At 44.8% G+C, this 25087-nt stretch carries 20 protein-coding genes; 12 read left to right on the forward strand and 8 right to left on the reverse strand.

Annotated features, from left to right (window positions below; genetic code table 11):
• Positions 1–46: 46 nt before the first annotated feature.
• Entirely contained in the window at positions 47–445 is a 399-nt protein-coding gene (gene dndE, locus O9295_RS05910; RefSeq protein WP_002765973.1) for a DNA sulfur modification protein DndE, read from the reverse strand.
• Between the two features lie 552 nt (positions 446–997).
• Positions 998–2983, reverse strand: coding sequence for a DNA sulfur modification protein DndD (gene dndD / locus O9295_RS05915; protein WP_288032310.1), 1986 nt, complete (start codon positions 2981–2983; stop codon positions 998–1000).
• Between the two features lie 250 nt (positions 2984–3233).
• Here dndD and O9295_RS05920 point away from each other — a divergent pair, with 250 nt between their 5' ends.
• Together O9295_RS05920 and O9295_RS05925 are read left to right on the forward strand one after the other, a co-directional pair.
• On the forward strand, positions 3234–4877 hold the full coding sequence (locus O9295_RS05920) for an alpha-keto acid decarboxylase family protein (protein ID WP_288032312.1): 1644 nt from the start codon (positions 3234–3236) through the stop codon (positions 4875–4877).
• 144 nt (positions 4878–5021) lie between these two features.
• A complete protein-coding gene (locus tag O9295_RS05925; protein WP_288032313.1) occupies positions 5022–6413 on the forward strand; it encodes an IctB family putative bicarbonate transporter in 1392 nt (463 codons plus the stop codon).
• 389 nt (positions 6414–6802) lie between these two features.
• Here O9295_RS05925 and O9295_RS05930 read toward each other — a convergent pair whose 3' ends face one another.
• Positions 6803–6940, reverse strand: a complete 138-nt coding sequence (locus O9295_RS05930; RefSeq protein ID WP_288032314.1) for a hypothetical protein — start codon at positions 6938–6940, stop codon at positions 6803–6805.
• 13 nt (positions 6941–6953) lie between these two features.
• Here O9295_RS05930 and O9295_RS05935 point away from each other — a divergent pair, with 13 nt between their 5' ends.
• Entirely contained in the window at positions 6954–7349 is a 396-nt protein-coding gene (locus O9295_RS05935) for a protease inhibitor I42 family protein (RefSeq protein ID WP_288032315.1), read from the forward strand.
• Positions 7350–7403: 54 nt separating this feature from the next.
• Positions 7404–8312, forward strand: a complete 909-nt coding sequence (locus tag O9295_RS05940; RefSeq protein ID WP_288032316.1) for a C1 family peptidase — start codon at positions 7404–7406, stop codon at positions 8310–8312.
• Between the two features lie 339 nt (positions 8313–8651).
• Here the strand turns inward: O9295_RS05940 and O9295_RS05945 are convergent, their stop codons facing one another.
• A complete protein-coding gene (locus O9295_RS05945) occupies positions 8652–9575 on the reverse strand; it encodes an AAA family ATPase (protein ID WP_288032317.1) in 924 nt (307 codons plus the stop codon).
• Between the two features lie 254 nt (positions 9576–9829).
• On the opposite strand from O9295_RS05945, the gene O9295_RS05950 reads away from it, so the two are divergent.
• A complete protein-coding gene (locus O9295_RS05950) occupies positions 9830–10348 on the forward strand; it encodes a hypothetical protein (RefSeq protein ID WP_288032318.1) in 519 nt (172 codons plus the stop codon).
• 6 nt (positions 10349–10354) lie between these two features.
• Positions 10355–10627 (forward strand): hypothetical protein, encoded by a 273-nt coding sequence (locus O9295_RS05955; RefSeq protein ID WP_287973000.1) that lies wholly within the window; start codon positions 10355–10357, stop codon positions 10625–10627.
• Here O9295_RS05955 and O9295_RS05960 read toward each other — a convergent pair.
• The 3 genes from O9295_RS05960 to O9295_RS05970 form a co-directional block, all read right to left on the reverse strand.
• Positions 10624–11547, reverse strand: coding sequence for a bifunctional riboflavin kinase/FAD synthetase (locus O9295_RS05960; protein WP_288032319.1), 924 nt, complete (start codon positions 11545–11547; stop codon positions 10624–10626). The two genes, O9295_RS05955 and O9295_RS05960, sit on opposite strands and share 4 nt — an antisense overlap.
• Before the next feature lie 83 nt (positions 11548–11630).
• Complete coding sequence (locus O9295_RS05965; RefSeq protein ID WP_287731987.1) at positions 11631–11765, reverse strand: hypothetical protein; 135 nt, start codon at positions 11763–11765, stop codon at positions 11631–11633.
• A 473-nt stretch (positions 11766–12238) separates the two neighbouring features.
• Positions 12239–13021 (reverse strand): aldolase/citrate lyase family protein, encoded by a 783-nt coding sequence (locus tag O9295_RS05970; protein WP_288032320.1) that lies wholly within the window; start codon positions 13019–13021, stop codon positions 12239–12241.
• Positions 13022–13378: 357 nt separating this feature from the next.
• On the opposite strand from O9295_RS05970, the gene aspS reads away from it, so the two are divergent.
• Positions 13379–15166 carry an aspartate--tRNA ligase gene (gene aspS, locus O9295_RS05975; RefSeq protein WP_288032321.1) on the forward strand — a complete coding sequence of 596 codons (1788 nt, stop codon included), beginning with the start codon at positions 13379–13381 and terminating at the stop codon, positions 15164–15166.
• Positions 15167–15232: 66 nt separating this feature from the next.
• On the opposite strand, the gene O9295_RS05980 is transcribed toward aspS, so the two are convergent.
• Positions 15233–16537, reverse strand: a complete 1305-nt coding sequence (locus O9295_RS05980) for an SUMF1/EgtB/PvdO family nonheme iron enzyme (RefSeq protein ID WP_288032322.1) — start codon at positions 16535–16537, stop codon at positions 15233–15235.
• Between the two features lie 298 nt (positions 16538–16835).
• Here O9295_RS05980 and O9295_RS05985 point away from each other — a divergent pair, with 298 nt between their 5' ends.
• The 5 genes from O9295_RS05985 (at position 16836) to O9295_RS06005 (ending at position 24897) form a co-directional block, all read left to right on the forward strand.
• Positions 16836–18296 (forward strand): efflux RND transporter periplasmic adaptor subunit, encoded by a 1461-nt coding sequence (locus O9295_RS05985; RefSeq protein ID WP_288032323.1) that lies wholly within the window; start codon positions 16836–16838, stop codon positions 18294–18296.
• Positions 18297–18378: 82 nt separating this feature from the next.
• Positions 18379–18696 carry a four helix bundle protein gene (locus O9295_RS05990; protein WP_288032325.1) on the forward strand — a complete coding sequence of 106 codons (318 nt, stop codon included), beginning with the start codon at positions 18379–18381 and terminating at the stop codon, positions 18694–18696.
• Positions 18697–19056: 360 nt separating this feature from the next.
• Positions 19057–22122 (forward strand): efflux RND transporter permease subunit, encoded by a 3066-nt coding sequence (locus O9295_RS05995; RefSeq protein ID WP_288032326.1) that lies wholly within the window; start codon positions 19057–19059, stop codon positions 22120–22122.
• A gap of 51 nt (positions 22123–22173) precedes the next feature.
• Entirely contained in the window at positions 22174–23166 is a 993-nt protein-coding gene (locus O9295_RS06000) for an aldo/keto reductase (protein WP_147069534.1), read from the forward strand.
• A gap of 594 nt (positions 23167–23760) precedes the next feature.
• Entirely contained in the window at positions 23761–24897 is a 1137-nt protein-coding gene (locus O9295_RS06005; protein ID WP_061431839.1) for a chymotrypsin family serine protease, read from the forward strand.
• The last annotated feature ends 190 nt before the right edge of the window (positions 24898–25087 follow it).

Below are 25087 nucleotides of genomic sequence, written 5' to 3' on the forward strand. Positions count from 1 at the left end.
CAATAGCGTTTGAGATGCGCTCCCCCTGAAAACAGATCATTCTTGATTAAGATTCTCTGAGACTTTCTCTCTCTAATTCGATTAAATTATCGATTTTTTTTAGCTTGGTATCCCCAGCAAGATAACCGATCCCGCGATGTAAATGTAAGCGAAATTGTTGAGTTAGAGTTTCTTTATCGGTTCCTAATCCGTCTTGATGACAACGTTGTTTGAGGGCAATTAAGAAAATATCGGCCATTTCTCCCCCGAATACTTTCCAAGATAATTCTACATTGCTATCGGCAGGAATGGGAACGGGAGAGGGGAGACTCGGTTCGGCAAGGGAACGACAAAAAGCCCAACGACAGAGGATATTCCATTGGTCAATTTTGGTGTAGCGTTTTAATTTTATTAGGCTATCTTTGGCGGTTTGAGATAGTCGAAAACGTTCGATAGGTGATTCCATAATCTATAATTTTACCTCGCTCTGACTGATGATAAAATAGTTAGTCATTCTCAATCCTGTTTAATAGGATAGTGGGAAGTAGGGAGCTTTTTTTCAGTGATCAGTAAACAGTAAGTAGTCGTGCAAAATTAATTTCCTAGTGAAGATAGGCAAGAGGCAAGAGACAAGAGGCAAGAGGTGGTTAGATATGTGTAATTAATTTTGCTTAGGTACTTACCAAGTTAGGATTTTTACGGGGACACTCTCGGCTAAAATCGGGCATTACTTCCGATTTTATCACTCAATCCAAGCCTTTGGGGGGTAGAACCCCCCAAATCCCTAGGGTTGATTCATGGTAGGGTTGATTCATGAATCAACCCTACCCAAACTCCGCGCGCATTAGCTTTTCGGTGGGATGCTTACAGGCTGCTGCTGATACATTTGTCATGATTTAAGAGTCACTGATAATTGCTGATAGTCGGCATTTCTGCAAATGTGAGATGCACCCTAGCTGATTCAATGTCTCAAGTTAATCGGGTGAGGATTTCGTGGCAATTTATCTCGGTCATAATCTTACCAAAAGTAGCGGTCAGGGTGAATAGTAGTTTGACGTTGTTTGGAATTATATTCTAGCAGGTATTTTCTGGCGATTACTTCCTGTTCTTCTAATAAGAGTAGCTCATTTTGTCCAATTTCTGTATCGGTAGAAAGGAGGATGACTTGAGAGGAAGCGGCGGGAAAATAACGTTCAACTAAATTATGGCGATGGGAAGAATCTAAACGTCCGAGGGGTGTATCGATAGCGATGGGTAAATCTCGTCCGGAGACTCGCGCTAATCCCCACAAAAAAGCGATCGCTAATAGTTGTTTTTCTCCGGCAGAAAGACGGTGTTTAGGCACATTTTGTCCATCGGGACCAAAGAGAGATAGACCAAAAGTATCAGCATCGATCGCTATTTTCTGCACCAGATCGGACTTATGCAATAAATAACGAAAACATTCCGCCACTTCTCCCTCTAATCTATTTAATTTTTTTAAAGTTAAGCGTTCTTTAAATACTTTTAAAGTTTGCTGTGCTTTGACAATAGCATTGACGATATGTTCGTTACTTTGCGATTCTAAAGCTTTCTCACTATAGGCAAATAATTCTTTTTTAGTTTTCTCAATTTTCTTTTTGATTTCCTCATAATTTTTGTGGCTTTGCTCGTATTCCGCTTGAGCATTTAGATACTTTTTCTGAGCGGTTTTTAAGTTATTACTCAGGGTTTCGTATTCTTCGGGAGAGGCTGCTACTGCTAATTCTCGCTCTAAATTATCTAAGTCAGCTTCCAGATTTCTTAATTGTTCTATTGCTTGATGAGCGAGGTTAATTTGTGCCGGTAGTTGATGGGTTAAGACTCGATTTAATAACTCGATCGCCTCCTCGTCTAAATCTAAGTAAGGAGTAATCAAAGAATCGCTATCCTCAGCTAAAAACTGATTTTCTTGCTGTAAAAATTCTCTAATATTCTCTAATTGTTCTAAAGTTAAATTCAGTTGTTCTAAATAAGCAAGTAACTTTTTATCTCTGGATTCTAAAACCGATTGAGCGACTTGAGACGATTGAAATTTTAGCTCTTTTTCTCCCTGAATTTTAGCCGCTTCTAGGAGAGGAAAAATTAACTTTAATGGTAAAAATTCCCCCGCCAATTGACCTAAATATTCTCTCTGTTTATCTAACTTTTTATCTAAATCCTTTTTTCTGCTCTCTAATTGACTTCTTTCGGCGGCAATTTTTCCGCCATCAATGCGAAATTTATCCGAGACTGCATCAAAATCATTTCTAACCAAATCTAAATTTTTTTGTTGAGTTTCCATCTCTTGTCTAGCCAATTCTAAATCTTCTTGGTACTGAGCTAATTTTTTCTCAATAGCTTCAATAGTTGCCAGTTCATTTTCTGCTGCTAATAACCGGCGCTTGCGACTAGCTAAGATATCGAGATCAACGGCTAATCTTTCCGCTAATTCTAACCCTAATAAAGTCTGCATCGAATCCTTAACGCTGTCAGGAGGTACATCCTGTTCTGCCAATTCTTTTACCTGTTCCCCATCAAATAAAAAGAGGTTAGAAATACCCAAAGGTAATAAAGTTTCAATATATTCATCCCAAGTATTAGCTAAGGCGGGATCGGGCCAATCTTCATCTAAAATACCGAGGGTATCCCTACCATCTTTGGGCTGTTTTGTCCAGTATCTAACGATACGATATTGTCGCCATTGTTCATTAACTAGATGTTCAAAAGCCAGTTCAATTCTAGCTTGATCGATGAGGGAAGCTTGATTATTAACTGCTTGACTGAGAAACTCGGCATAACTTAAATTATTGCGAGTAGAACACTTTGCCCGCGCACCGTACAAAGCCAAACGAATCGCATCCATTAAAGTAGTTTTACCGCCGCCATTCATGCCTCCCAAAAGGATAATCGGACAGGTATTGTTGTCTTTTTCGGGACGTAAATTAATCACTTGACGACCGGCGTATGGACCGAAATTTTGCAAAACTAATTCAGTAAAAATCATTAACAGTCAGCCTTATTTAAGTCGAAAGTTTTAGGGAATCTCCTGTAAAAATTATACCTGAAAAAGTGCCGCATTTTTTTACACCCAAGAAAAAACCCCAGACTTTATACTATAGCATTGATCACCATCGCCTAGATATAATCAAGATTTCCTGATTTTTACTTTCCAGTTTATTACTGGGCATGAGCCTATTTTTTGAAAAAATCGTTATGATCGGCGTGAAAGTGCCAACACAGGGGAAAAAATTGCTATGATCACGATCGGCGAATATTTATGCCAGCGTCTCCATAATTTAGGGGTTAATCATGTTTTCGGGGTGCCGGGGGATTATGTCCTCGATTTGATGGATGTTTTGGTGGAAAGTCCGATCGAATTAGTTTGTACCTGTAATGAGCTTAACGCGGGTTATGCCGCCGATGCCTACGCGCGAGTCAAAGGGATGGGTGCTGTCTGTGTCACCTACGGAGTCGGGGGATTTAGCCTGGTTAATGCTGTGGTCGGTGCTTACGCTGAAAGAGTTCCCCTGGTGGTAATTAGTGGGGCTTCCGATCGCTCGATTCGCCGGGATAATTTATTATTACACCACACCACGGGCGATTATAATCTGCAATTGTCCATCATGGAAAAAGTCACGGTTGCCTCGGTTATTCTCACTAATTCTGCCCAAGCAGCCAGTCAAATCGATCAAACTTTAGCCGCTTGTTTGCATCACAAACGTCCCGTGTATATCGAAATTCCCCGGGATCTAGTCTATCGTCCCTGTATCCCCTCAGAAAAGCCAATTTATTTAACCGATAATCTCACGGATGCTGCCGCTTTAGAAGAAGCCATTGAAGAAGCGGCTTTTTTATTAGAAAAAGCGGAAAAGCCAATTATTTTAGCAGGGGTAGAATTCCATCGGTTTAAACTCCAGGATAAGTTGCTGAAACTTTTAGAAGTAACGGGTTATCCCTTAGCCACCACTATTTTAGGTAAGTCGTCAATTTCGGAAATGCAGCCGCAATTTATCGGCACTTATGTGGGGGCATTAAGTCGCGAATACGTTAGTCAACGGGTAGAAAATGCCGATTGTGTCCTCTGTTTAGGGGCGATTATGTCCGATATGAATTTAGGGGGATTTACGGCTAATTTAAATCCCAATAATTTGATTAATGCCAATTCCGAGAAGATCAAGATTAAACATCACTTCTATCAACCAGTATTCCTAGGGGATTTTATCGAGGGTTTAATTGATAAACTAAGTCACAAAGAAGCGGCTACACTAGAGATTAAACCTGCGGCCGAATTGAAGAATTTAGAATTCATCGCCGTGGCAGAGCAAAAATTAACTAATGCTCGTTTTTATGAGCGAATGAATCATTTTATCGCTCAAGAATCTTTTGTTATTTCTGATACAGGGGACGCAATTATTGCCACAATTGATTTATTAATGCCCCAAAAAACCGACTTTATCGGTCAAGCATTTTATCTATCCATTGGTTATTCAATTCCCGCCTGTTTAGGAGTAGCTTTTGCCGCACCAAATACTCGTCCTATCGTCTTTGTGGGTGATGGTGCTTTTCAAATGACCGCCCAAGAACTTTCGACAATTATCCGTCACCATCTCAATCCAATTATCTTTTTAATTAATAACGACGGTTACACGATCGAGCGGGTAATTCAGGATAATATTTATAATGATCTACAACCGTGGAAATATCACCAATTACCAGCAGTATTTAACGGGGAAAGTTGGAGTTGTCAAGTCAGGACAGAAGGGGAATTAGAAAAGGCTTTATCGATTGCCCAGGGTAACATCGATCGCCTATCATTTATTGAAGTACATCTCGATCGTTTTGACTGTTCCCAAGGCTTAACTCGTTTAGGTCAAGCTTTACGTTCACCCCACGCTTAGACTGGTTATGCTATTAGGTTTTGACTGTGTGAAGCTGTCCTAAGACACCAGACTGAAACTCTTTTGGCTCCCAAGAGTCAACAATTAAGATACAATCGGTATCTTAATCAAAGTGTGATGGTGACAACCGCAACTAAAAACCCTATGAATGCTTTATGGAAACAAATCACCCTATTGAACTTTTCGCCCGCTTCTTGGTCAAAATATAGCTATCTGCATCGTTTCGTCGGCCTTTTTAGTCAATGGCGACAGGGTAGCCGGTTTGTGGAGTGGACAGAACTGATGGGTGCGCTGTTAATCTCTCTCCTTATCGCCACTGCGCCGTTTTTCTCCACCAGTCAAATCGGTTTTTTGCTGTTAGCAATAGCGGGTTATTGGCTACTCTTAACCCTTGTGGATGAAGGCAAAATTGGGGTGACACCCATACATCTTTTGGTACTTTTATATTGGGGAATTGCCACGGTTTCTACGGCTTTTTCTCCCGTTAAAACCGCAGCCTTGGAAGGATTAATTAAATTAACTCTCAATCTCATCTTTTTTGCCTTTACCGCCCGAATCATGCGCTCACCACGCCAGACAAATTGGATTCTGACTACTTTAGTTTTAACCGCCTTAGCAGTCAGCATCTACGGCATTCGTCAGCAAATTTTTGGTGCGGAACAGTTAGCAACTTGGAACGATCCCACTTCAGAATTAGCGGGAGATACTAGGGTTTATAGTTATCTCGGTAATCCTAATTTATTAGCTAGTTATTTATTCCCTGGTATTGCTTTTAGCGGTGCGGCATTATTTGTGTGGCAGGGATGGCTACCGAAAATTTTAGCGGCTTTACTAACTTTAGCCAATGCCGCTTGTTTATTTTTTACCGAGAGTCGTGGCGGTTGGATTGGTTTGATGGTCTTAGGAATTGTCTTCTTATTGCTATTATTTTATTGGTTCAAAAGTTATCTACCGTTATTTTGGCAAACATGGCTTTTACCCTTAGTTTTAGGGGGTTTAGCCGTGGTGGTTTTAGGGGCGATTTTATTGGTGGAGCCGCTGCGAATTCGGGTGATGAGTATTTTCGCCGGCCGAGGAGATAGTAGTAATAACTTTCGGATTAATGTTTGGGATGCAGTTATCCGCATGATTCAAACTTATCCGCTTTTGGGCATCGGACCGGGTAATGATGCTTTTAAGAAAATTTACCCCCTATTCATGAAGCCAAAATACACGGCTTTAAGTGCCTATTCTGTGCTATTAGAAATCATGGTAGAAACGGGAATCATTGGTTTTACCTGTTTCCTCTGGTTATTAGTCACAACTATCGGCCAAGGCATCCATCAAATTAAACTTTTACGCGATAAAATGGATAGTCAAGGCTTTTGGTTAATCGGGGCAATTGCCGCTATGGCTGGAATTCTTGCCCACGGTTTCTTTGATACAGTTTGGTATCGTCCCCAGGTTAGTACCCTCTGGTGGTTAGTTTTGGGTTTAATTGCTAGTCGTTGTTATTCCCCCGCTAGGGGTTTTGATCCTGGCAATTCTCTCCTCTAGGGGTTCAATAATTAATGTCTGGTGCTAGGGATAGAAATGGCAAGATTCTACTGCTTGCCAGCCAAACAATCGCAATGTTGTCAATATCAATTTATTGACAACTTCTCAAAGCTGCGATGTCAGTACTGCCAACCGCCGCCAGGTTGAGGATTTGTTTCAAATTATCCTAAATCCTGTTATTAAAGACTGATTATTTATTACCCCTTTTGCCTGTTTCCTTTTGCCTTTTGCCTGTCCTGATATGTAGCTTATATTCAACGGATTTAGTATTACGGATAGGGCTGCTCTGAAGGGTATTTGAGGCGCGTGTGGGCGAGGGCGATTATTAAGAAAAATCACAAACGTTCCATCTTACCATCTCTCGGTGGCCAAAGCAAGAGATAATTAAATTAGATCGTTTCCCAGTTTGTTCTGCGCTTGGCGCGATTTCCCAACTGCAATAACGAGAGTAAATCCCTGTGGCCGTTATAGAGACGAGGGAGGAAAATAATGGATCGTTCTCTTAAGTGGGCCGTTGCGATTGTCATAACTCTAATCCTCGTGCTTTCCCCGGTCTTTTCCCAGGGCTGTGGGGCGACAGAGTGGAACCCGAAAGGAGGGAACGGTCAAGATACAATGCTAACCCTTACTCGCACTGACAACGGCAAATCCATCACCATGCAGGTCAATGACCTACTGCTACTGTCCCTCGACGAGAATCCCACTACCGGCTTTCAGTGGGCGCTTGATGGCGGCGGGGGCGATTTAGTGGAGCTGCAGTCCTCTGAGTATGTACCTGCCGGGGAGTCGAAAGTCGGCGGGGGCGGTCAGAGAGTCCTGACCTTTAAAGCGCAACGGGCTGGGATAGGCCAACTAAGGCTTAAGCTCTGGCGAGAGTGGCAGGGAGAGCCGTCAATTGTCGAACGATTTACTGTCACGCTCCAAGTCCGAGAGTAAAGGCTTCTCAGATAGCCAAGGGCTAGTGAGTAACGACTTAGGAGGAAAGGAAAAATGAGTGAAACATTTGTAATTCCCGCAATGGGATGGTTGCCCGACTATCCCGACATCCGCGACCTGACACCAGAATCCGAGGTCGTCGCACCCCGACTAAGAGCGTTGGGGCAACTGCCGGTCAAGGCGATGCTCGCCCAAGTGGGAGCGGAGGCCCCGGTGGCGGCGCTGCCAGCCAGCGTGGACTTGAGGCCGTGGTGTTCCCCAATCGAAGATCAGAAGAATATCGGTTCTTGTACGGCCCACGCCGGGGTCGGACTGGTGGAGTATTTTGAGCGGCGAGCTTTTGGCAAACACCTCGATGCTTCCAGACTCTTTCTCTACAAAGTGACGCGCAACTTGTTGCACTGGACGGGGGATACGGGAGCCTTCTTGCGCTCAACAATGTACGCCCTCACCTTGTTTGGCGTACCACCAGAAGAATACTACCCCTACAATACTCCCGATTATGACAAGGAGCCGCCGGCATTCTGCTACGCTTTTGCCCAGAGCTTCCAAGCGATCTCTTACTATCGCCTCGACCCCCCAGGAACGACACCGAGCAACCTATTAACTCAGATTAAAACCTACTTGGCAAATGGGCTGCCCTCAATGTTTGGCTTTACCGTTTACAGTTCCATCAATCAGGCCAACACGACCGGCAAGATTCCTTACCCGACTCGGGGCGAGAAAGTTCTCGGCGGTCACGCGATTGATGCGGTCGGTTACGACGACAACCTCAAGATCAAGAACACCAATGCGGGTGGCATTGAAACCACTGGTGCCTTGCTCATCCGCAACTCTTGGGGGACTGGCTGGGGAAGCGCTGGCTACGGCTGGCTGCCCTACAAGTACGTCCTCGATGGTCTGGCAACTGATTGGTGGTCGCTAATCAAGAGTGAATGGATCGATACGGGACAGTTCGGATAGGAGACCGATTCGATAAGGTGTGAGGGGCAAAATAAAGGCTTCTGGTGAGTTTTTTCAGAATAGGGGGGACGCTGTGAAAACTCACCGTTTGTTGAATTTTTTAGGGGAGGCTTTGTGACATACCCATCGCTAAAAGCGAGGGCTTCCTGCTTCCTCCGTTTTGATTACTGTTCTGGCATGGAAAGATGGTCAAAAAAAGTAAAAACAGAAGCACGTTCAAAATATTTTTACTCCAGCCTTGAGTTAGCTAAGGCAATACTAGCAATTAATAGATCGGCTCTACCAATTTGGCCGAATTTAGAAATACCCTGTAACTTACCATTCATCGATAACTGAAATTTAAGCATAGATGCGATCCTCGATCGCCACCGATTGCAGAAGTCTTTCCACGATCGCTTTAGCTTGACGACCGTGACTAGGAATCAGACGATGGCAGAAGACATAGGGAGTAATAAACTTAACATCATCGGGAATGGCATAATCGCGACCTTCGAGGAAAGCGTAAGCTTGAACTGCTTTTTGCAAAACCACACAACCCCGGGGACTGACTCCTAAACTAATATCTTCATGATCACGGGTAGCGCGGACTAAATCGACGATATATTGCTGTAAAGCAGGAGCTACCTTGACCAGACTGACTAATCTTTGCAATTCTCCCACCTGTTCTAAGGAAATACAAGCTTCTAGGGATTTAACCGCCTCTTGAGAATGCTGTCTTTGTAACATTTTTAATTCTTCTGTGGCACTGGGATAACCCAAACTCAGGCAAACGGCAAAACGGTCCATTTGCGCTTCTGGAAGCGGAAAAGTGCCTTGATATTCGATCGGATTTTGGGTGGCGATCACAAAGAAAGGTTGAGGGACCGGCCGCGCTTCTCCATCGATGGTAACTTGTTTTTCTTCCATGACTTCTAGAAGTGCCGATTGGGTGCGCGGGGTGGCCCGGTTGATTTCATCGGCCAACAGGACGTTAGCAAAAGCGGGGCCGGGGATAAATTCAAATTCGCGACTGTTGGGGTTCCAAATCGTGGTTCCCGTGATATCACTAGGCAGGAGGTCAGGGGTGCATTGTACCCGTTGGAAACGACCGTTAATTGAACGCGCTAAGGATTTGGCTAACAGGGTTTTGCCGACTCCGGGGACATCTTCGAGGAGAGCGTGGCCACCACTGAGCAAAGCCACCAGCACAATGCGAATCGATTCGGTTTGGCCGACGATGCTCTGGCTCAAATTTTCCATCAAAATATCAATAGCGTCTCTCATAGTACAAATGGGGGATTTTGTCAAGAAGATTAATGTTAAGTTTTTTTGATCTTAACGATTCTTTTCCTAATTTGCCCACACTAGCGAGAAAAGTTGACAGACAATGGCGGGAAATTTTCTGCTAGGGAGCTAATCGGGGTTAGGGTTGGGAGCATGAAGAAAATTAGTTAAGAATTGTTGCCAGTGGGCGAAATCAAGATTTTAAGTCGGTTCAGTACGGTAAAATCGAGAAGAATTTCTCTTAATCAGTGAAGATGAAAGCCAGTTCACTCGTTTTTAGTCTTGTTTTAGGAATCGCTGCCAGTACATTAACCAATAGTTTACCCGAAAATTTGACTTTCAATTCTCGGAAAATATTGGCTCAAGATCAGGCTCCTTCCTGTCCCCTTCCTCCAGATCTTGCCATCACTTTTCGCAATAGTGAATGTCAGGCAATTACCCTAGAAAAACCCCAGACTTTCTTCCGTTATTATAGTGACGAAAATTACAAAAAAGGTCGTTTTCTAACAACGGATCAATATACCACCAATGTGGAGGTGATCAGAAATTTAGCCCTCGATCAAAAGTGGATTCCTCCCAATCAAGCGACCAAAGTAATATCGGTGACTTTACCTGCGGGAACAACGGTTTATCAAGGAATTGTCGCCCCCCAGAATCCGGCTGATTGTTATCCCGGTGGTGGTCAGCAAACTTTTATTAAAGACTCGCGAGATGCCAATATACAATGGGGAGAGGGGCGAGCAATAACGGTTACATCTCTTTCCTGTCGCTAGAATATTATGGAAACGAACATGAGGGAATTAATTCAATCAATTGACCAAGCTATTACCGTGGCCGAACAGATGCGGAAAACAGAAAGATCGACTCGGATTGAGGGTTTAATTTCTGTCCTGAAAACCATCAAAAGTCAGGCTTTAGCTGGTCAATTACCACCGTCTCAAGGCATTGTTAGCCTAGGATTAGCGCGAGAAGTAGCTGATTGGATCGATTCCCTTGATTCTCCTTTATTGAAAGCGGTGGGTAAAGTGGAAAGAGAATACCAAAAATATTAGGAATTGTCAGTTACAGAAGTTAGAATTAATCGAGAGCGATCGCAGTCTATCTCGATCTGATTTTTTAATCGATCGAGAGAATTAAATTTCTGTTCTGGTCGCAGGAATTGCACTAAATCCATCGTTAAAATGCGATCATATACATAGCCCGACCAATCCAATAAATGGATTTCCACACTGATAGTTTTTCCCTCGATCGTGGGACGATAACCGATATTCATAACTGCTGGTAAGCGAGAACCATCGAGATGCACCCAACCGCAATAAACCCCCAGTCGCGGCAATAATTTATCGGGGGGAACCTGTAGATTAGCGGTATGAAAACCTAATGTTCTGCCCAGCTGTTGCCCGACGACCACGCGACCGGTTAAACTGTAGGGACGACCTAACATTTGCCCAGCTTGCTCAACGTTTCCTGCTGCCAAAGCTTGACGAATTAGGGAACTACTAATCCGACCCGCCCCACAGTTTTTTAAACCAACAATCTCGACTTTAATATTAAATTGAGAGGCGATCTGTAATAAATCTTCGGCTGTACCTTGACGACGATAACCGAAGTGAAAATCTTGACCAACACTGATCGATTTAGCCTGTAATTTTTCTACTAAAATCTGTTCGACAAAAGCCAAGGGAGTCAGGGAAGCTAATTCAGCCGAAAAAGGCAGTAAAACTAATTGTTTAACGCCTAAATTCTCTAAAACCTCCACCTTTTCCCCTAGAGGAGTTAATAATTGCCATTTTTCTCCCGTAAAAAATTCCCGCGGGTGGGGAGTAAAACTAACAACGGTGGGATAAGCGGGGCCATCCTGAAAAATTGGCTGTAGGACGGTTTGATGACCTAGGTGCAAACCATCAAAGTTACCAAGAGCGATCGCACAAGGGGCTAAAATACGGGTATTAGGGGAATCTACAATCCACACGCTGGCTCTAAGAACAGATACAAGAGAATAGTTCAAGCGATTAATCTTGAGTGTAGCCTTTTGATTCTATATCAATCGGGCGATCAAGCCAAAAAAACGCCCCCAATTACTTGGAGTCCTTTGGAAGCTTTAGCAAATTGAACGTGAACGATCCCGGTGCGATCGGCCCGGAATTCCCAATTAATTGCACCAGAAAGATGAGGGAAACAAGCATTCATTAATTGTTCAGTTCGTTCTTCTCTTGGTCGTCTGTGGTTGTTCTTCGTGCTGTTGTGGTTTCCCAATCTGAATCAAGCAGAAGTTTCTTGTTTTTGTTTCTTTGGTTCTAATCCTGTTGCTAATCTTGACTCTCCCCCGCTAACCGCTCGCGCGGTGTAGCGGGGGATTCTCGGTTCTTAGGCTTTTAACTAGGGTCTGCTGAAAAAGTTTTTCCTAGGGGCAGGGTGTAGGGTGTAGGGTGTGGGGTGTGGGGTTTTACCCATTTTCATCGGGTAAATTACCTAATTTTCAGGGAAAAAGTCCCGGAATTTTCCCCCCGACCACTCCCATATCTGGTACTTTTTGATTGACAAAAAGTCTAAAAGTCTTACCCAACAAGGTTTTTAGATTTATTCAGCCAGTCCTACCTTTTATTTGTCAGATTGATTGGATATGTCTAGGTTTTGCACGATCAATCAAGGGACCAGTATCTTTAACCAAAAAGTAAATCATGGAGGATTGCTAAACGCTGGTCATCTTCACGGACAATAGCACCATAATAATTTTTTTTATTCTCTAGCCAGAGTAATTCAAACTCGATCGCCTTTGGCAAAGCTAAACTGAAATTATCCAAAGCTTGGGGACAATCAAAGATAACTTTGCGCGTCTCGAAGCGGTCAAAATGTCCTTGGCAGAACATTTTGAAAAACGGTAAAGAATGCAGTGACACCCCACCCCCAATGGCAACAGTCAAACCGGCAGCCTTAGCTTTTTTTGCCAAAGGTAAAGCCAGAGCCAAAACTTGCTCGCTATTCACATCCTGACGGGTTAATCCCAAAGAACAGGCTAAATCCATCCGTCCGATGACGATACCATGGAGAGATTTTATCTCTGGAATCGCCAACATTTCCTGAAAATTCTCACAGGCTGTAATCGTTTCGATATTAACTAATAGCTCCACATCTTCCACCCCTTGGTCAGCTAAAACCCTCCTGGCTGCCCGCAGATATTTTTGTAAAGCGTAGGCTGTTTCTACCATGGGAGCAATCAAGCGATCGACTCCTAAATTAACCGCATCAAAGATATCTCTGACCGCTTCGCAACCAGCAATTTTCAGATTAAAATCTACCCCCGCTTTCAGACTAATTTCTTTCAACCGCATCGCTTCCGTCAGTCGGGTTCCTTCCGTCTCGAATTCCGCTTTTACCCCCGAAACATGGTGATCTTCCCTGAGTTCTCTTAACAGTTGCACCATTTTTTTTTCTAAGCAATTCATGATTTTAATCGTTCACAATCGGTAACTGCTAGATCAGCCTTGTTGATTATAGCCGATCCGCGAAAAGCCGATAGCTGAGGACTAAGTAGGTAGGTGTTAAAAATTGTCAGATGCCCTCTTATTCAGGAGGGATTAAGGATGTGCCGATCCCTCCTTATCAAGGGGGGCAGGGGGGATCGAACCCAAAATCTATCTTCAATTTAATTAAAACCAGCTACTTAGGAGACCATAAAAATACCCTAAACAAGGGGACAAAAGCGACAAAATACCGGCATAATGAACAAGGCCGTCTGATTTTTTTCTGGCCACATCCTTTCTATACTACATTCGTAATATAAGTAATTCTCTAGTTAGACTATGCGAACTCACTACTGTGGCGACCTTAGCGCGATCGAAATTGAAAAAAGTGTCACCCTCTTCGGTTGGGTCGATCGTCGTCGCGATCACGGTGGCGTTATTTTTATCGATCTACGGGATCGCAGTGGTATTGTCCAGATCGTCAGTGATCCCCAACGAACCCCCGCTTCCTATCCCATTGCTGAAACCGTCAGAAACGAGTATGTCCTCAAGGTGACGGGAACAGTTAGTCAACGGCCGCCCGAATCCCTTAACCCGCGCATTGCCACCGGAGAAATCGAAATTTACGCCACTAGCATCGAGATTCTCAACGGGGTTACTAAACAACTGCCTTTTGTCGTCTCCAGTTCCGAAAGTGAATCGGTTCGGGAAGATGTGCGCTTGCGATACCGCTATCTAGACCTACGCCGGGAGCGTATGAGTCAGAATTTACAACTACGTCACCAAGTTGTCAAGGAAATGCGCCGTTTTCTCGAAGATGAACAGCATTTTATCGAAGTGGAAACGCCAATTTTAACTCGATCGACTCCCGAAGGGGCGCGGGATTATCTGGTTCCTTCCCGTGTCAACCCGGGCCAATGGTACGCTTTACCCCAATCACCGCAACTATTTAAGCAATTATTAATGGTGTCGGGAATGGATCGCTACTATCAAATCGCCCGCTGTTTCCGCGATGAAGATCTGCGCGCTGATCGTCAACCGGAATTTACTCAGTTGGATATGGAGATGAGTTTTCTCTCTTTACCTGAGATTTTAGCCCTAAATGAGGCTTTAATCGCTCATATCTTCAAAAAAGTCAAAAATATCGATATAAGCCTGCCCCTGCCCCGTTTAACATATTCTGAGGCTATGGATCGCTATGGGATCGATCGCCCTGATACCCGTTTTGGCTTGGAATTGGTCAATGTGGCGGAGATTTTTGCCGATTCGGGATTTAAGGTGTTTTCAGGTGCGATCGCTAGTGGTGGGACGGTGAAAGTTTTACCGATTCCCAACGGTAACGAGGCGATTTCTAACGTCAGAATCAAGCCGGGTGGGGATTTATTCAAAGAAGCCACCGATGCGGGTGCGAAGGGAATCGCCTACATCCGCGTGCGCGAAGACTACGATTTTGATACCATTGGTGCGATTAAAGATAACCTGACAGAGGCACAAAAACAGGCTTTAATCGAGAAGACTGGCGCAAAACCGGGGCATCTGCTCTTATTTGGGGCAGGAGATACCGATACAGTCAATAAATCCCTATCCCGCCTACGCTTAGTTTTAGGGGAACAATTGGGATTAATTGATCCTGATAAAATCAACCTCCTCTGGGTGACGGATTTCCCGATGTTTGAATACAACGCCGAGGAAAAACGCCTAGAAGCATTGCATCACCCCTTCACTGCCCCTAATCCCGAAGATTTAGAGGATCTAGCCCACGCTCGCGCCCTAGCCTACGATATGATTTTTAATGGTATTGAAATCGGTGGCGGCAGTTTGCGGATTTATCAACGGGAAGTACAGGAAAAAGTCTTCGCTACCATCGGTCTATCCCCAGAGGAAGCCTATAATAAATTCGGCTTTTTGTTAGAAGCTTTTGAATACGGAACCCCTCCCCACGGTGGTATCGCCTACGGTTTAGATCGCTTGGTGATGTTGTTAGCGGGAGAAGAATCGATTCGCGATGTGATTGCTTTCCCGAAAACCCAGCAAGCTAGTTGTTTACTCACTTCTGCACCTTCGACAGTGGCAGCGAAGCAATTAAAGGAATTATCCGTTGCTTCTACCTACAAACCGCCATCCTAAGATTAGGGTGGGCAATGCCCACCTAATTTTTGCAAGTCTGTTGACACTAAGTTAAATTCTTTTCTGCTACAAAGTCCTCCCAGCACCGCACACCACCCGAAAACCGAGGTTGTTGTGGAGGCCGCGGCGGACGATGTCGAAGCGGTAAGCGGAACGGCAGTAATTTGGATCGGTGTACCAAGAACCGCCCCGCAGAGGAGAACAATTATCATTATAGTTATCGTGCCAGGTATCAGCACACCATTCCCAGACATTGCCGTGCATATCGTACAGTCCGAAGGCATTAGGGGGAAACTGTCCCACGGGAGTTGTTCGATACTCTCCCTTCGCTTGCTCGGCGTAGGTTTCGCTGGCATTGTAGTTGGCCAATTCCCTGGTAATGGTTTCCCCAAAGTAATATGGGGTGGGGGTTCCAGCACGACAGGCGTACTCCCATTCCGCCTCACTGGGAAGTCGGTATTCCCCTCCCGTTAGTTTTGATAATCTCGCACAGAACTCGATCGCATCGTACCAGTTGACTTGTTCCACGGGACGGCGATCGCTATCGGGACGGTCTTTAAAATAGGCTGGCTTGAAATCAAGGTCTTGTTTAACTTTTAAATCCGTGCGAGAGGCGATCGCTTTCCACTGGGCCTGGGTGATGGGGTATTTACCCATAAAGAAGGGTGGGACAGTTACTTCATGTTGTGGTCTTTCCCTTCTAAATCCTTCCCAATTAAATTTTTTAACCAGTCTTTCGATTTCCTCATCTTCTGTTCCCATCAGGAAAGTTCCCCCCGGAATGGCGACCATTTCTAAGGTGATGCCTTTGCCCAGATCTTCCCTGAAATATTGGGACTGTTTCGACTCTTTTCTAATTTGCTCACCTTTCGCATTTACTCCCACCACCTCAAAGTTAAATACTGATAACAGTTGTTTTGGCTCTTCCGGTTCAAGCTTGAACTGATAGCCAATTGCTCTTTCTAGTTGCTCAAATCCGTCTTCTTCCCAATAATCAAGCCGGTGAATATCTCGCAGATTCAAGCTAACTTCTGCACTTCGCAGATCAGGAATTTCGCATTCTTCTAACCTCATGGGAATAAAAAAAATTGTCCCCGGTAGCATCTCTCCCAAGGTATCAAGTGCAATCCTCAACTCCCGTTGGATGTATCCCTGCTTATTAGCCGATTTCCCTGACAGACAGGCGAGAAAAATCTGACTAGCTTTAATCGCTTTCGGAATTTCATCTCGCCAAATTTGACCCGGAATCAGGTCTTTTTTATCCAACCAAGGTTTATATCCCGCTTGCTTGAGGCGGTCATACAGTGCCAAAACTGCTGGTTTGTCCTCACTGGCATGGGCCAAGAAAATTTGGATCTCTGACTTTTTCATAACTTTTTCTTATGACCACAAGTAGGGGAGAGCCAGATTAACTGGCATAAAATCTCTAAATAAACCATTTAATTGATTATTACTCATTCTTAATTCTCCTGTCTCCTGTCTCGGAGTCTCCTGACTACTGCCTACTGTCTCCTGTCTCCTAACTACTGATTCCTCACCAACCAGGACAATTTGGGATTTTTACAGCAAGTCCACTTTCTCACTTTCCCCACCCGTGACCTTTTTCCGTTAGATTATAAATGGATACAAAACTTAACATTTTATCCAGAATCTACCGAGAGGGCAGACCGTGCGGCCAGATACCCTAGAAAATAACCAGCATTCAGCCGATAATTCGCTAGTTCCCGAAGTTATCGCATTTAAACCCGAAATTGAGCCAGAGGAACCCGAATACTCGCCAAAACCGACAAAAACCAACTCGTGGCTATCGGGAGGAAAGGGTTTATTTATCGGTGTGGGATTGGGGGTTTTATTGACCCTAGGGGCGACTCGTTTCGCTAATCGACCCCAAACAGCCCAAAACCCCAATACTCAGGCCGTAGCGGCAAAAAATGAAGCACCAGCACAAACAGTAACCACCACTAGGGTACAATTTACTCCCGTGGCCCGCACCCTGAAAGCGACTGGAAGCGTGGCAGCCGATGAATTAATCCCGATTCTTTCCCAAGCGACGGGACTACAAATCAAAGAAATCTTTGTCGATGAGGGGGATAGGGTCAGCCAAGGTCAAATTTTGGCTCGTCTCGATGATACCGTCCTACAAGCGCAATTAACCCAAGCACAGGCAAATGTCGCCCAATCCCGGGCGCGTTTGGCAGAATTGCAAGCGGGTAGCCGTAAAGAGGAGATCGCTGGAGCTAAACAAACTATTCAACGCATAAAAGCCGAAATTAGTCAAGCTCAATCGGATTGGGATTTGGCCAAAAAACGCGTCCAGAGAAACCAAAGTTTAGAAGCGGAAGGAGCGATCGCCCGGGATCGTCTCGATGAAGTCCTCAATGAAGAAAGAAAGCAAGCGGCGATCGTACAACAGACCCAATCCCGTTTAGGAGAAGCAGAGCAGCAACTGGCACAATTGCAAGCAGGCAATCGTCCTGAAGTGATAGCCCAAGCTACAGCCCAATTAGCGGAAGCTCAAAGCCGTTTAGCCATTGTTAACGCCCAATTAAACGAGACGCGCCTGATTTCTCCGGTCAGTGGCAAAATTGCCGAAAGAAATGGCCGCATCGGGGATACCACCAACGGTCAAAATGCTCTCTTTAAAATCATCGAAAATGGGCGTTTAGAGCTAAGATTGCGGGTTCCTGAGAATCAATTGCCCTTAATCCGCGTCGGAGCGCCCGTTACTATCACTTCCGATGCTAATACCAGTCTGAAACTATCGGGACAGGTGCGCGAAATTAATCCCATCGTCGATGAGGCATCCCGTCAAGCAACGGTTAAAGTCGATTTAACCGACAATACAGGATTAAAACCGGGGATGTTTTTACGAGGTGCGATCGTGACGAATACTAGCAACAGTTTAACCGTCCCCATGACCGCAGTTTTACCCCAAAAAGATAATCAAGCTCTAGTTTATTTAGTTGAACCTGATAACACCGTTACCGCCAAAACTGTGCAATTAGGTCAAATTATGCCGAATAATCGCGTGGAAATTCTCACCGGTTTACAAGCGGGCGATCGCATTGTGGCCAAAGGGGCAGCCTATCTCGGTGATGGCGACAAAATTACAGCAATCAGCGATCAGTAATCAGTGATCAGTGATCAGTGATCAGTAAACAGTAATCAGTAAACAGTAATCAGTAATCAGTGATCGGTAGCGGGGCAAACGGATGGAGAGTAAAGTTTATGATAAAGCTTATAAATTTGCCATTAGGATTGTTAAAGGCTATAAATATTTGTGTGAGACTAAACAAGAATATGTTTTGTCAAAACAGCTATTAAGGAGTGGCACTTCAATCGGGGCTAACATTGCCGAGGCTAATGGAGCTATTTCTCAAGCTGATTTTCGAGCTAAAATGTCAATAGCTTATAAGGAATGTCTAGAAACAAAGTATTGGCTGTCTCTATTGAAAGACACGAATTACATAGGGTCTGCTGAAAAAGTTTTTCGTAGGGACAGGGTGTGGGGTGTGGGGTGTGGGGTGTAGGTTTTTACCGATTCTCATCTGGTCAATTACCTAATTTTCAGAGAAAAAGTACCTGAATTTTACCCCGATCGCTTCCAGAACTGGTACTTTTTGATTGACAAAAAGTCTGAAAGTATTACCCAAAAAGGTTTTTAGATTTATTCAGCAAGCTCTACATAGAGGAAAGAGCCTTTCAAAGTATCAATGATGATGCGGAGGAAATTGGTAAAATGCTTTGGGCTATTCTAAAAACCTGCCAAGAAAATACCAAAAACCAAAAACTGATAACTGATAACTGATAACCGGTAACTGAAAACTCACATCTGGTAACTGATAACTTACCCACTGATAACTGATAACTGATAACTGATAACTGAAATTATGGCTTTTAATATTTCTAATTGGTCTATCAAAAATCCCATTCCGACGATCCTGATCTCCCTGGTTATGGCCTTAATGGGATACATTGCCTTTCTAGGATTAGGGATCGATCGCTCTCCTAATATTGACATTCCGGCCGTGATTATCACCGTTAATCAACCCGGCGCAGGTCCAGAGGAATTGGAAACCCAAGTCACCAAAAAAGTCGAGGATGCGGTGGCTGCTTTGGGTAATATCGATCAAATTACTTCTACCATCAACGAAGGCAGCAGCACCACCACCGTTAACTTTATCCTTGGCACTAACAGCGATCGCGCTACCAATGATGTGCGTAATGCCATAGCGCAAATTCGGCAGGATTTACCCCAGGATGCTAATGATCCAATTGTCCAACGTTTAGAATTTGCCGGGGGTGCGGTGATGAACTACACCATCTCCTCCCCGAAAAGATCGATCGCCGAATTAAGTGATCTAGTTGATCGTCAAATTGGCCGCGCTTTAACGGGAGTGCCGGGGGTAGCACGAGTCGATCGCGTTGGGGGAGTCGATCGAGAAGTGCGTGTAGATTTAGATCCCGGTCGTCTGATCGCCTACGGTATCACGGCCACGGCGGTTAATGACCAAATCCGTAGTTTTAATATTAATTTACCCGGAGGGCGATCGGAAATCGGTGGCAGTGAACAAACTGTCCGCACCCTCGGCAGCGCTGAAACGATCGAAGATTTAAGAAATTATCAAATCTCTTTACCTAACGGTGATACCGTCCCCTTAAGCAATTTAGGGACAGTTAGGGATAGTTCCAGCGATCCCCGACAAATGGCCCTCTTAGATGGGCAGCCAGTGGTGGGTTTTTCGATTTTACGGGGGACTGGCAGCACCTTGGTGACGGTAGAAACAGCAGTGCGCCAAGAAATCGAGAATTTAAAGAAAAAACTGCCCGAAGATATTAAATTTCAATTAATTTTTACCCGTGCTGACTCAATTCGTGCTAGTTACGAAAGCCTTCTGAGCGATCTCCTGATTGGTTGTATGATGACGGTGATCACGGTGGGTCTATTTTTAGGCAATTGGCGCGCCACGATTATCACGGGTTTGGCCCTGCCTTTGTCGATTTTCCCGACTTTTTGGGTGATGCAGTCCCTAAATTATACCCTTAACGGTATGACCCTGCTGGCCTTAGCTTTAGCTTTGGGGAATCTGGTGGATGATGCGGTGTGTATGGTGGAGGACATCGATCAACATTTAGCTATGGGTAAAAAACCCTTGCAAGCGGCTTTTGATGCCTCAAAAGAGATTGGATTAGCCGTTTTAGCCAGTGCGGCGGCAATTATAGCGGTATTCCTGCCGGTTGCTTTTATGGGCGGTGTGCCGGGGCAATTCTTTCAACCTTTCGGCGTTACTGTGGCGGTTTCTACCCTATTTTCCAGTTTGATCGCTGTCACCGTCACCCCGATGTTAAGTGCCTATATTCTACAGCCGAAAAAGCTGAAAACCGGTGAGAGTAATCCCTCCTCGCGCCCCCGTTTTCGTCCCTACAAAAGTTTGTTAACTTGGTCCCTACGTCATCGAATCCTGACTTTATTGGCGGCTTTGGTCTTTTTTATCGGTAGTTTACAGTTAGTTCCCTTGATTCCGAAAGGGTTATTTAGTTCCGGGGATACCGGATTAAGTACAATAAGCCTAGAATTGCCTCCCGGTGCGACTTTGAATGATACTGTTGCCGTGGCTAATCAGGTGAATAGTTTACTGCAAAAAAATACCGCCGTCGCTAATGTTTTGGCTATTCCGGGAGATTCGGGACGGGTAAATACGGGGTTAATATATGTTAATTTAGTTCCTAAGGAACAGCGATCGCTAACTCAACGGCAATTTGAGGAACAAACCCGCCGGGATTTCCAGAAGATACCTGGTGCTAGAGTTAGTTTTCGGGCGCAGGGGGGAGCAGGAAGCACTAAGGATGTCGCTATTATTTTAAAAAGTGAAAATGGCGATATTTTAACCCAAACTGCCCAAAAATTAGAGCGAGAAATGCGGGCTTTACCCGGTTTTGTCGAGGTCAGTTCCGGGGTAAGTTTAGTTAAACCGGAGATCATTATTCAACCGGATCCTGTCCGGGCTGCCGATCAGGGAGTCTCGGTCAGAGCGATCGCTCGTACTGCATCTTTAGCTTTAATCGGCGATAATGAGTTTAATTTAGCTAAATTTAACCTTGCTGACCGACAAATTCCCATCCGGGTGAAAATTGCCAACGATGGTCGCAGTGAGATAGAAACTCTGCAAAATTTGCGCGTTCCTAGCAGTAATGGGACGTTAGTACCGCTTAACTCGGTGGCGACAATTAGCTTAGGTAGTGGACCTGCGGAAATTCAACGCTTTAACCGTCAACGTCAGGTTAATATTGGAGCTAATTTAGAGGGAGTTTCTTTGGGAAGTGCGGTGACACAAATTCGCGCTTTACCAATCATGAAAAACTTACCCCCAGAGGTGACAGAAGAACCCTTTGGTGATGCTCGCATTATGCGCGATATCTTTGCTCGTTTTTTGGGGGCGTTAAGTTTAGCAATTATTTCTATCTATGGGATTCTGGTCTTATTGTATAACAATTTTCTCTATCCCCTAGCGATTTTAACTTCCCTTCCTTTATCGATTGGTGGTACTTTAATCGCTCTTTTAATTACCCAAAAAGAGTTAGGTTTATACGCTTTAATTGGCATAGTTTTACTGATGGGATTAGTCACTAAAAATGCGATTCTGTTAGTCGATTTTGCCCTGAGTGGCATTGAGGCAGGGAAACCGCAATTTCAGGCGATGATTGATTCGGGAGTCTCTCGTTTACGACCAATTATTATGACCTCCGTTTCCACAATTGCCGGGATGTTACCGATTGCTTTAGCTTTGGGTGCAGATGGGGAAATTCGCGCACCGATGGCGATTGCCGTTATTGGTGGTTTTACCACTTCCACCCTGTTAACTTTGGTGGTTGTGCCGGTAATCTTTACTTATATCGATAGTTTTTACTATTGGTTGCGGGGATTATTTGTTAAACAAAAACCTAAGTCGATTTAGTAGTAAAATATCTCTCTGAAAGCTTGAGAAAAAACCCAGAGAAACTGACCCATGAATCCCTTGACAGTCACAGATCAAACTCTATCCCTTCCCCCCATGGGCTGCGGTACTTGGGCCTGGGGAAATCGTCTTCTCTGGGGTTACGATGAGAGTATGGATAGCCAGTTACAAGCGGTTTTTAATCTCTGCGTCGAGCGGGGTGTCACCCTATTTGATACGGGAGACTCCTACGGGACAGGCAAACTCAACGGACAGAGTGAGAAGCTATTAGGACGCTTTACAGGGGAATATAGCGGTTATAACGCCGATAATATCCGTATTGCCACCAAACTCGCCCCTTATCCTTGGCGTTTAACCCGTCATGCCATGGTGAAAGCTTGTCAAGCTTCGGCAACCAGATTGGGTCGCCCGGTGGATTTAGTGCAAATGCACTGGTCAACAGGCAATTATGCGCCATGGCAGGAGGGAGGATTATTAGACGGATTGGGGGATTGTCTGGAAAAGGGGTTAGTTAAAGGAGTCGGTTTATCCAATTTTGGACCGAAAAGATTGAAGTCTGCCTATCAAAAGTTTGCCAGTCGCGGCATTCCTATTACCAGTTTACAGGTACAGTATTCTCTCCTTTCTACCTATCCTCTCACTGACTTAGGATTAAAGGAACTATGTGATCAATTGGGCATTAAAATTATTGCCTATAGTCCCTTAGCTTTGGGGTTATTAACGGGGAAATATCGAGATAATAAAAACTTACCTCCTGGATTACGTCGCTTCCTTTTTGGTCAATTAATTCCCGCTATTTCTCCCCTGATAAGTTGCCTAGAAGTTATCGCCCAAGCTAAAAATAAAACTATTAGCCAAGTTGCTTTAAATTGGTGTATCTGTAAGGGAACAATTCCTATCCCAGGAGCCAAAAATGTTCGGCAAGCTGAGGATAATTTAGGGGCTTTAGGATGGAGTTTAGACAGTGGGGAAATAGCAGAATTAGATAAAATTGCCGCGGGTTTGGATAAAAAAATGGTACAAAATATCTTTCAAACTAAGTAGGGTTTGCTGAAAAAGTCTTGGAGTGGGAACGGGCAACAATTTTCGCATTTCATCGGACTCTGCCTATGAAATGCAGAGGAAAAACTTCCTATATAGGGGCTGCTGAAAAAGCTTTTCTGGGGGCAGGGTGTGGCCCCCCCAACCCCCCCGACATCGGGGGGGTGGGGTGTGGGGTGTGGGGTTTTACCGATTTTCAGGTGGTCAACTACCTAATTTTCAGGAAAAAAGTGCCTAAATTTCCCCCCCCCCGATCACTTCAAGGGCTGGCACTTTTTGATTTCAAAAAAGCCTAAAGATATTATCCAACAAGGTTTTTAGATTTATTCAGCAAACCCTATATAACCATTAAGATAACTGCTATAATTGAGGTCGCTCGAACAAAAAGAGATAATAAAGATCTAAAAAGTTTTACAAATAAATATTTCAAAATCTTGGTTACAGGGGTCAATTTATAGGAGGTATAGATAGCATATAGCTAAGGTTTGTTCCAGTTAAGAGAAATAAATTGTTGAGGGGTCGATTGGTTATGTTCGGTTCTCTTACTTTGGGAATAATAACCCCAGTAAAAAACTTGTGAACAAGGTAGTTTTAACAATGACTCAACCTTATGAAATGCCCGATGAGCGGGAGGGTTCTAGTATGGAATCGTCAACGAATAAAGATGTGATCGAATTTGATCCCAATGCGCCTTTGGGAAGCGAAAATCAAGCCTTAGAAGTAATAGAAGCCTCCGAGTCTATCGATACGATCGGTATCACTCAAGATTGGTTTTCAGCCCAAGAAGAATTAGAACAGCGCCTCGGTGGCAGTGAAACCTTTACCGCCTCCCTATCCGAGTCGATTGCGGACTATGACACCGGAGGGGAACGTATTCTCGGCACTGGCATCGGTTTTCGTAGCGTCGGTGGACTGCTTACCCCCGATGTGACTCTGAAAGTTTACGTCAGCGAAAAAGTGGCCGGGACAATTGCCGCTAGTGCTTTTGCCGCCGTACCCACCTCGATCGGGGGTATGCCTGTGGAAATCGAAGAAGTGGGCGAGATCGTCACCCAGTTATATAATCGTCGTTATGCGCGCCCAGTTCGTTGTGGTGTCTCCATCGGTCATCCGCAAGTAACCGCGGGGACTCTTGGCTGTCTGGTAGTGCTACGCAATAATAAGCTGTGCCTGTTGAGTAATAACCACGTCATCGCCAATTCCAACAACGCCCGTATCGGCGATCCGATTATCCAGCCCGGACGGGTTGATGGTGGGGTTGTCCCCGGCGATCGAATCGCCCTCCTGGAAAATTTTGTCCGGGTCAACTGTCCGGGTCCTAACTTGGTAGATGCGGCCGTTGCTTGGACAGCTTTTAGTTTTGTCGATCCGCGTCATGTCAACTACACCCTCAATCCTACACCGATCGCCGCCCGCCTAGGTATGACGGTGAAGAAAAATGGTCGGACAACCCAAGCAACTATCGGCACGATTACCGATATTAACGTCAACATCTCCGTTGGCGGCTACTCCTGCGGTGCCGCCCAATTCCGCAATCAGATCGGCATCCGTGGCATCGGCGGCAATCCTTTTAGTCGCGGTGGGGACTCTGGTTCACTGATCGTGACGGCAAACAGCAATCAACCCGTCGCCCTCCTCTTTGCAGGACGAACAGACAACAGTATCACCTTTGCTAACCCGATCGGAGCCGTGATCTCGCAACTTTCCATTCAGAGATTTGTCAACAGTCGCTAATTCCCCCTCAAGTTTTCCTCTGGCCAATCTCCACACCTGATCGCCGAATCCTAGTGGGACTTAAACAAATTTCAAGCCCAAACAAAGCCTAAACTGGCTTTGTAAGCGGCAAACACATCCCGATTCTCGGTCAGCCACTCAAAGAAACGGAAAGACATCGCTGTCCGAAAAGCTGCCAAGGCTTCCACAA

The organism is Microcystis sp. LE18-22.4A, from assembly GCF_027531105.1.
Taxonomy (GTDB): Bacteria; Cyanobacteriota; Cyanobacteriia; order Cyanobacteriales; family Microcystaceae; genus Microcystis; species Microcystis aeruginosa.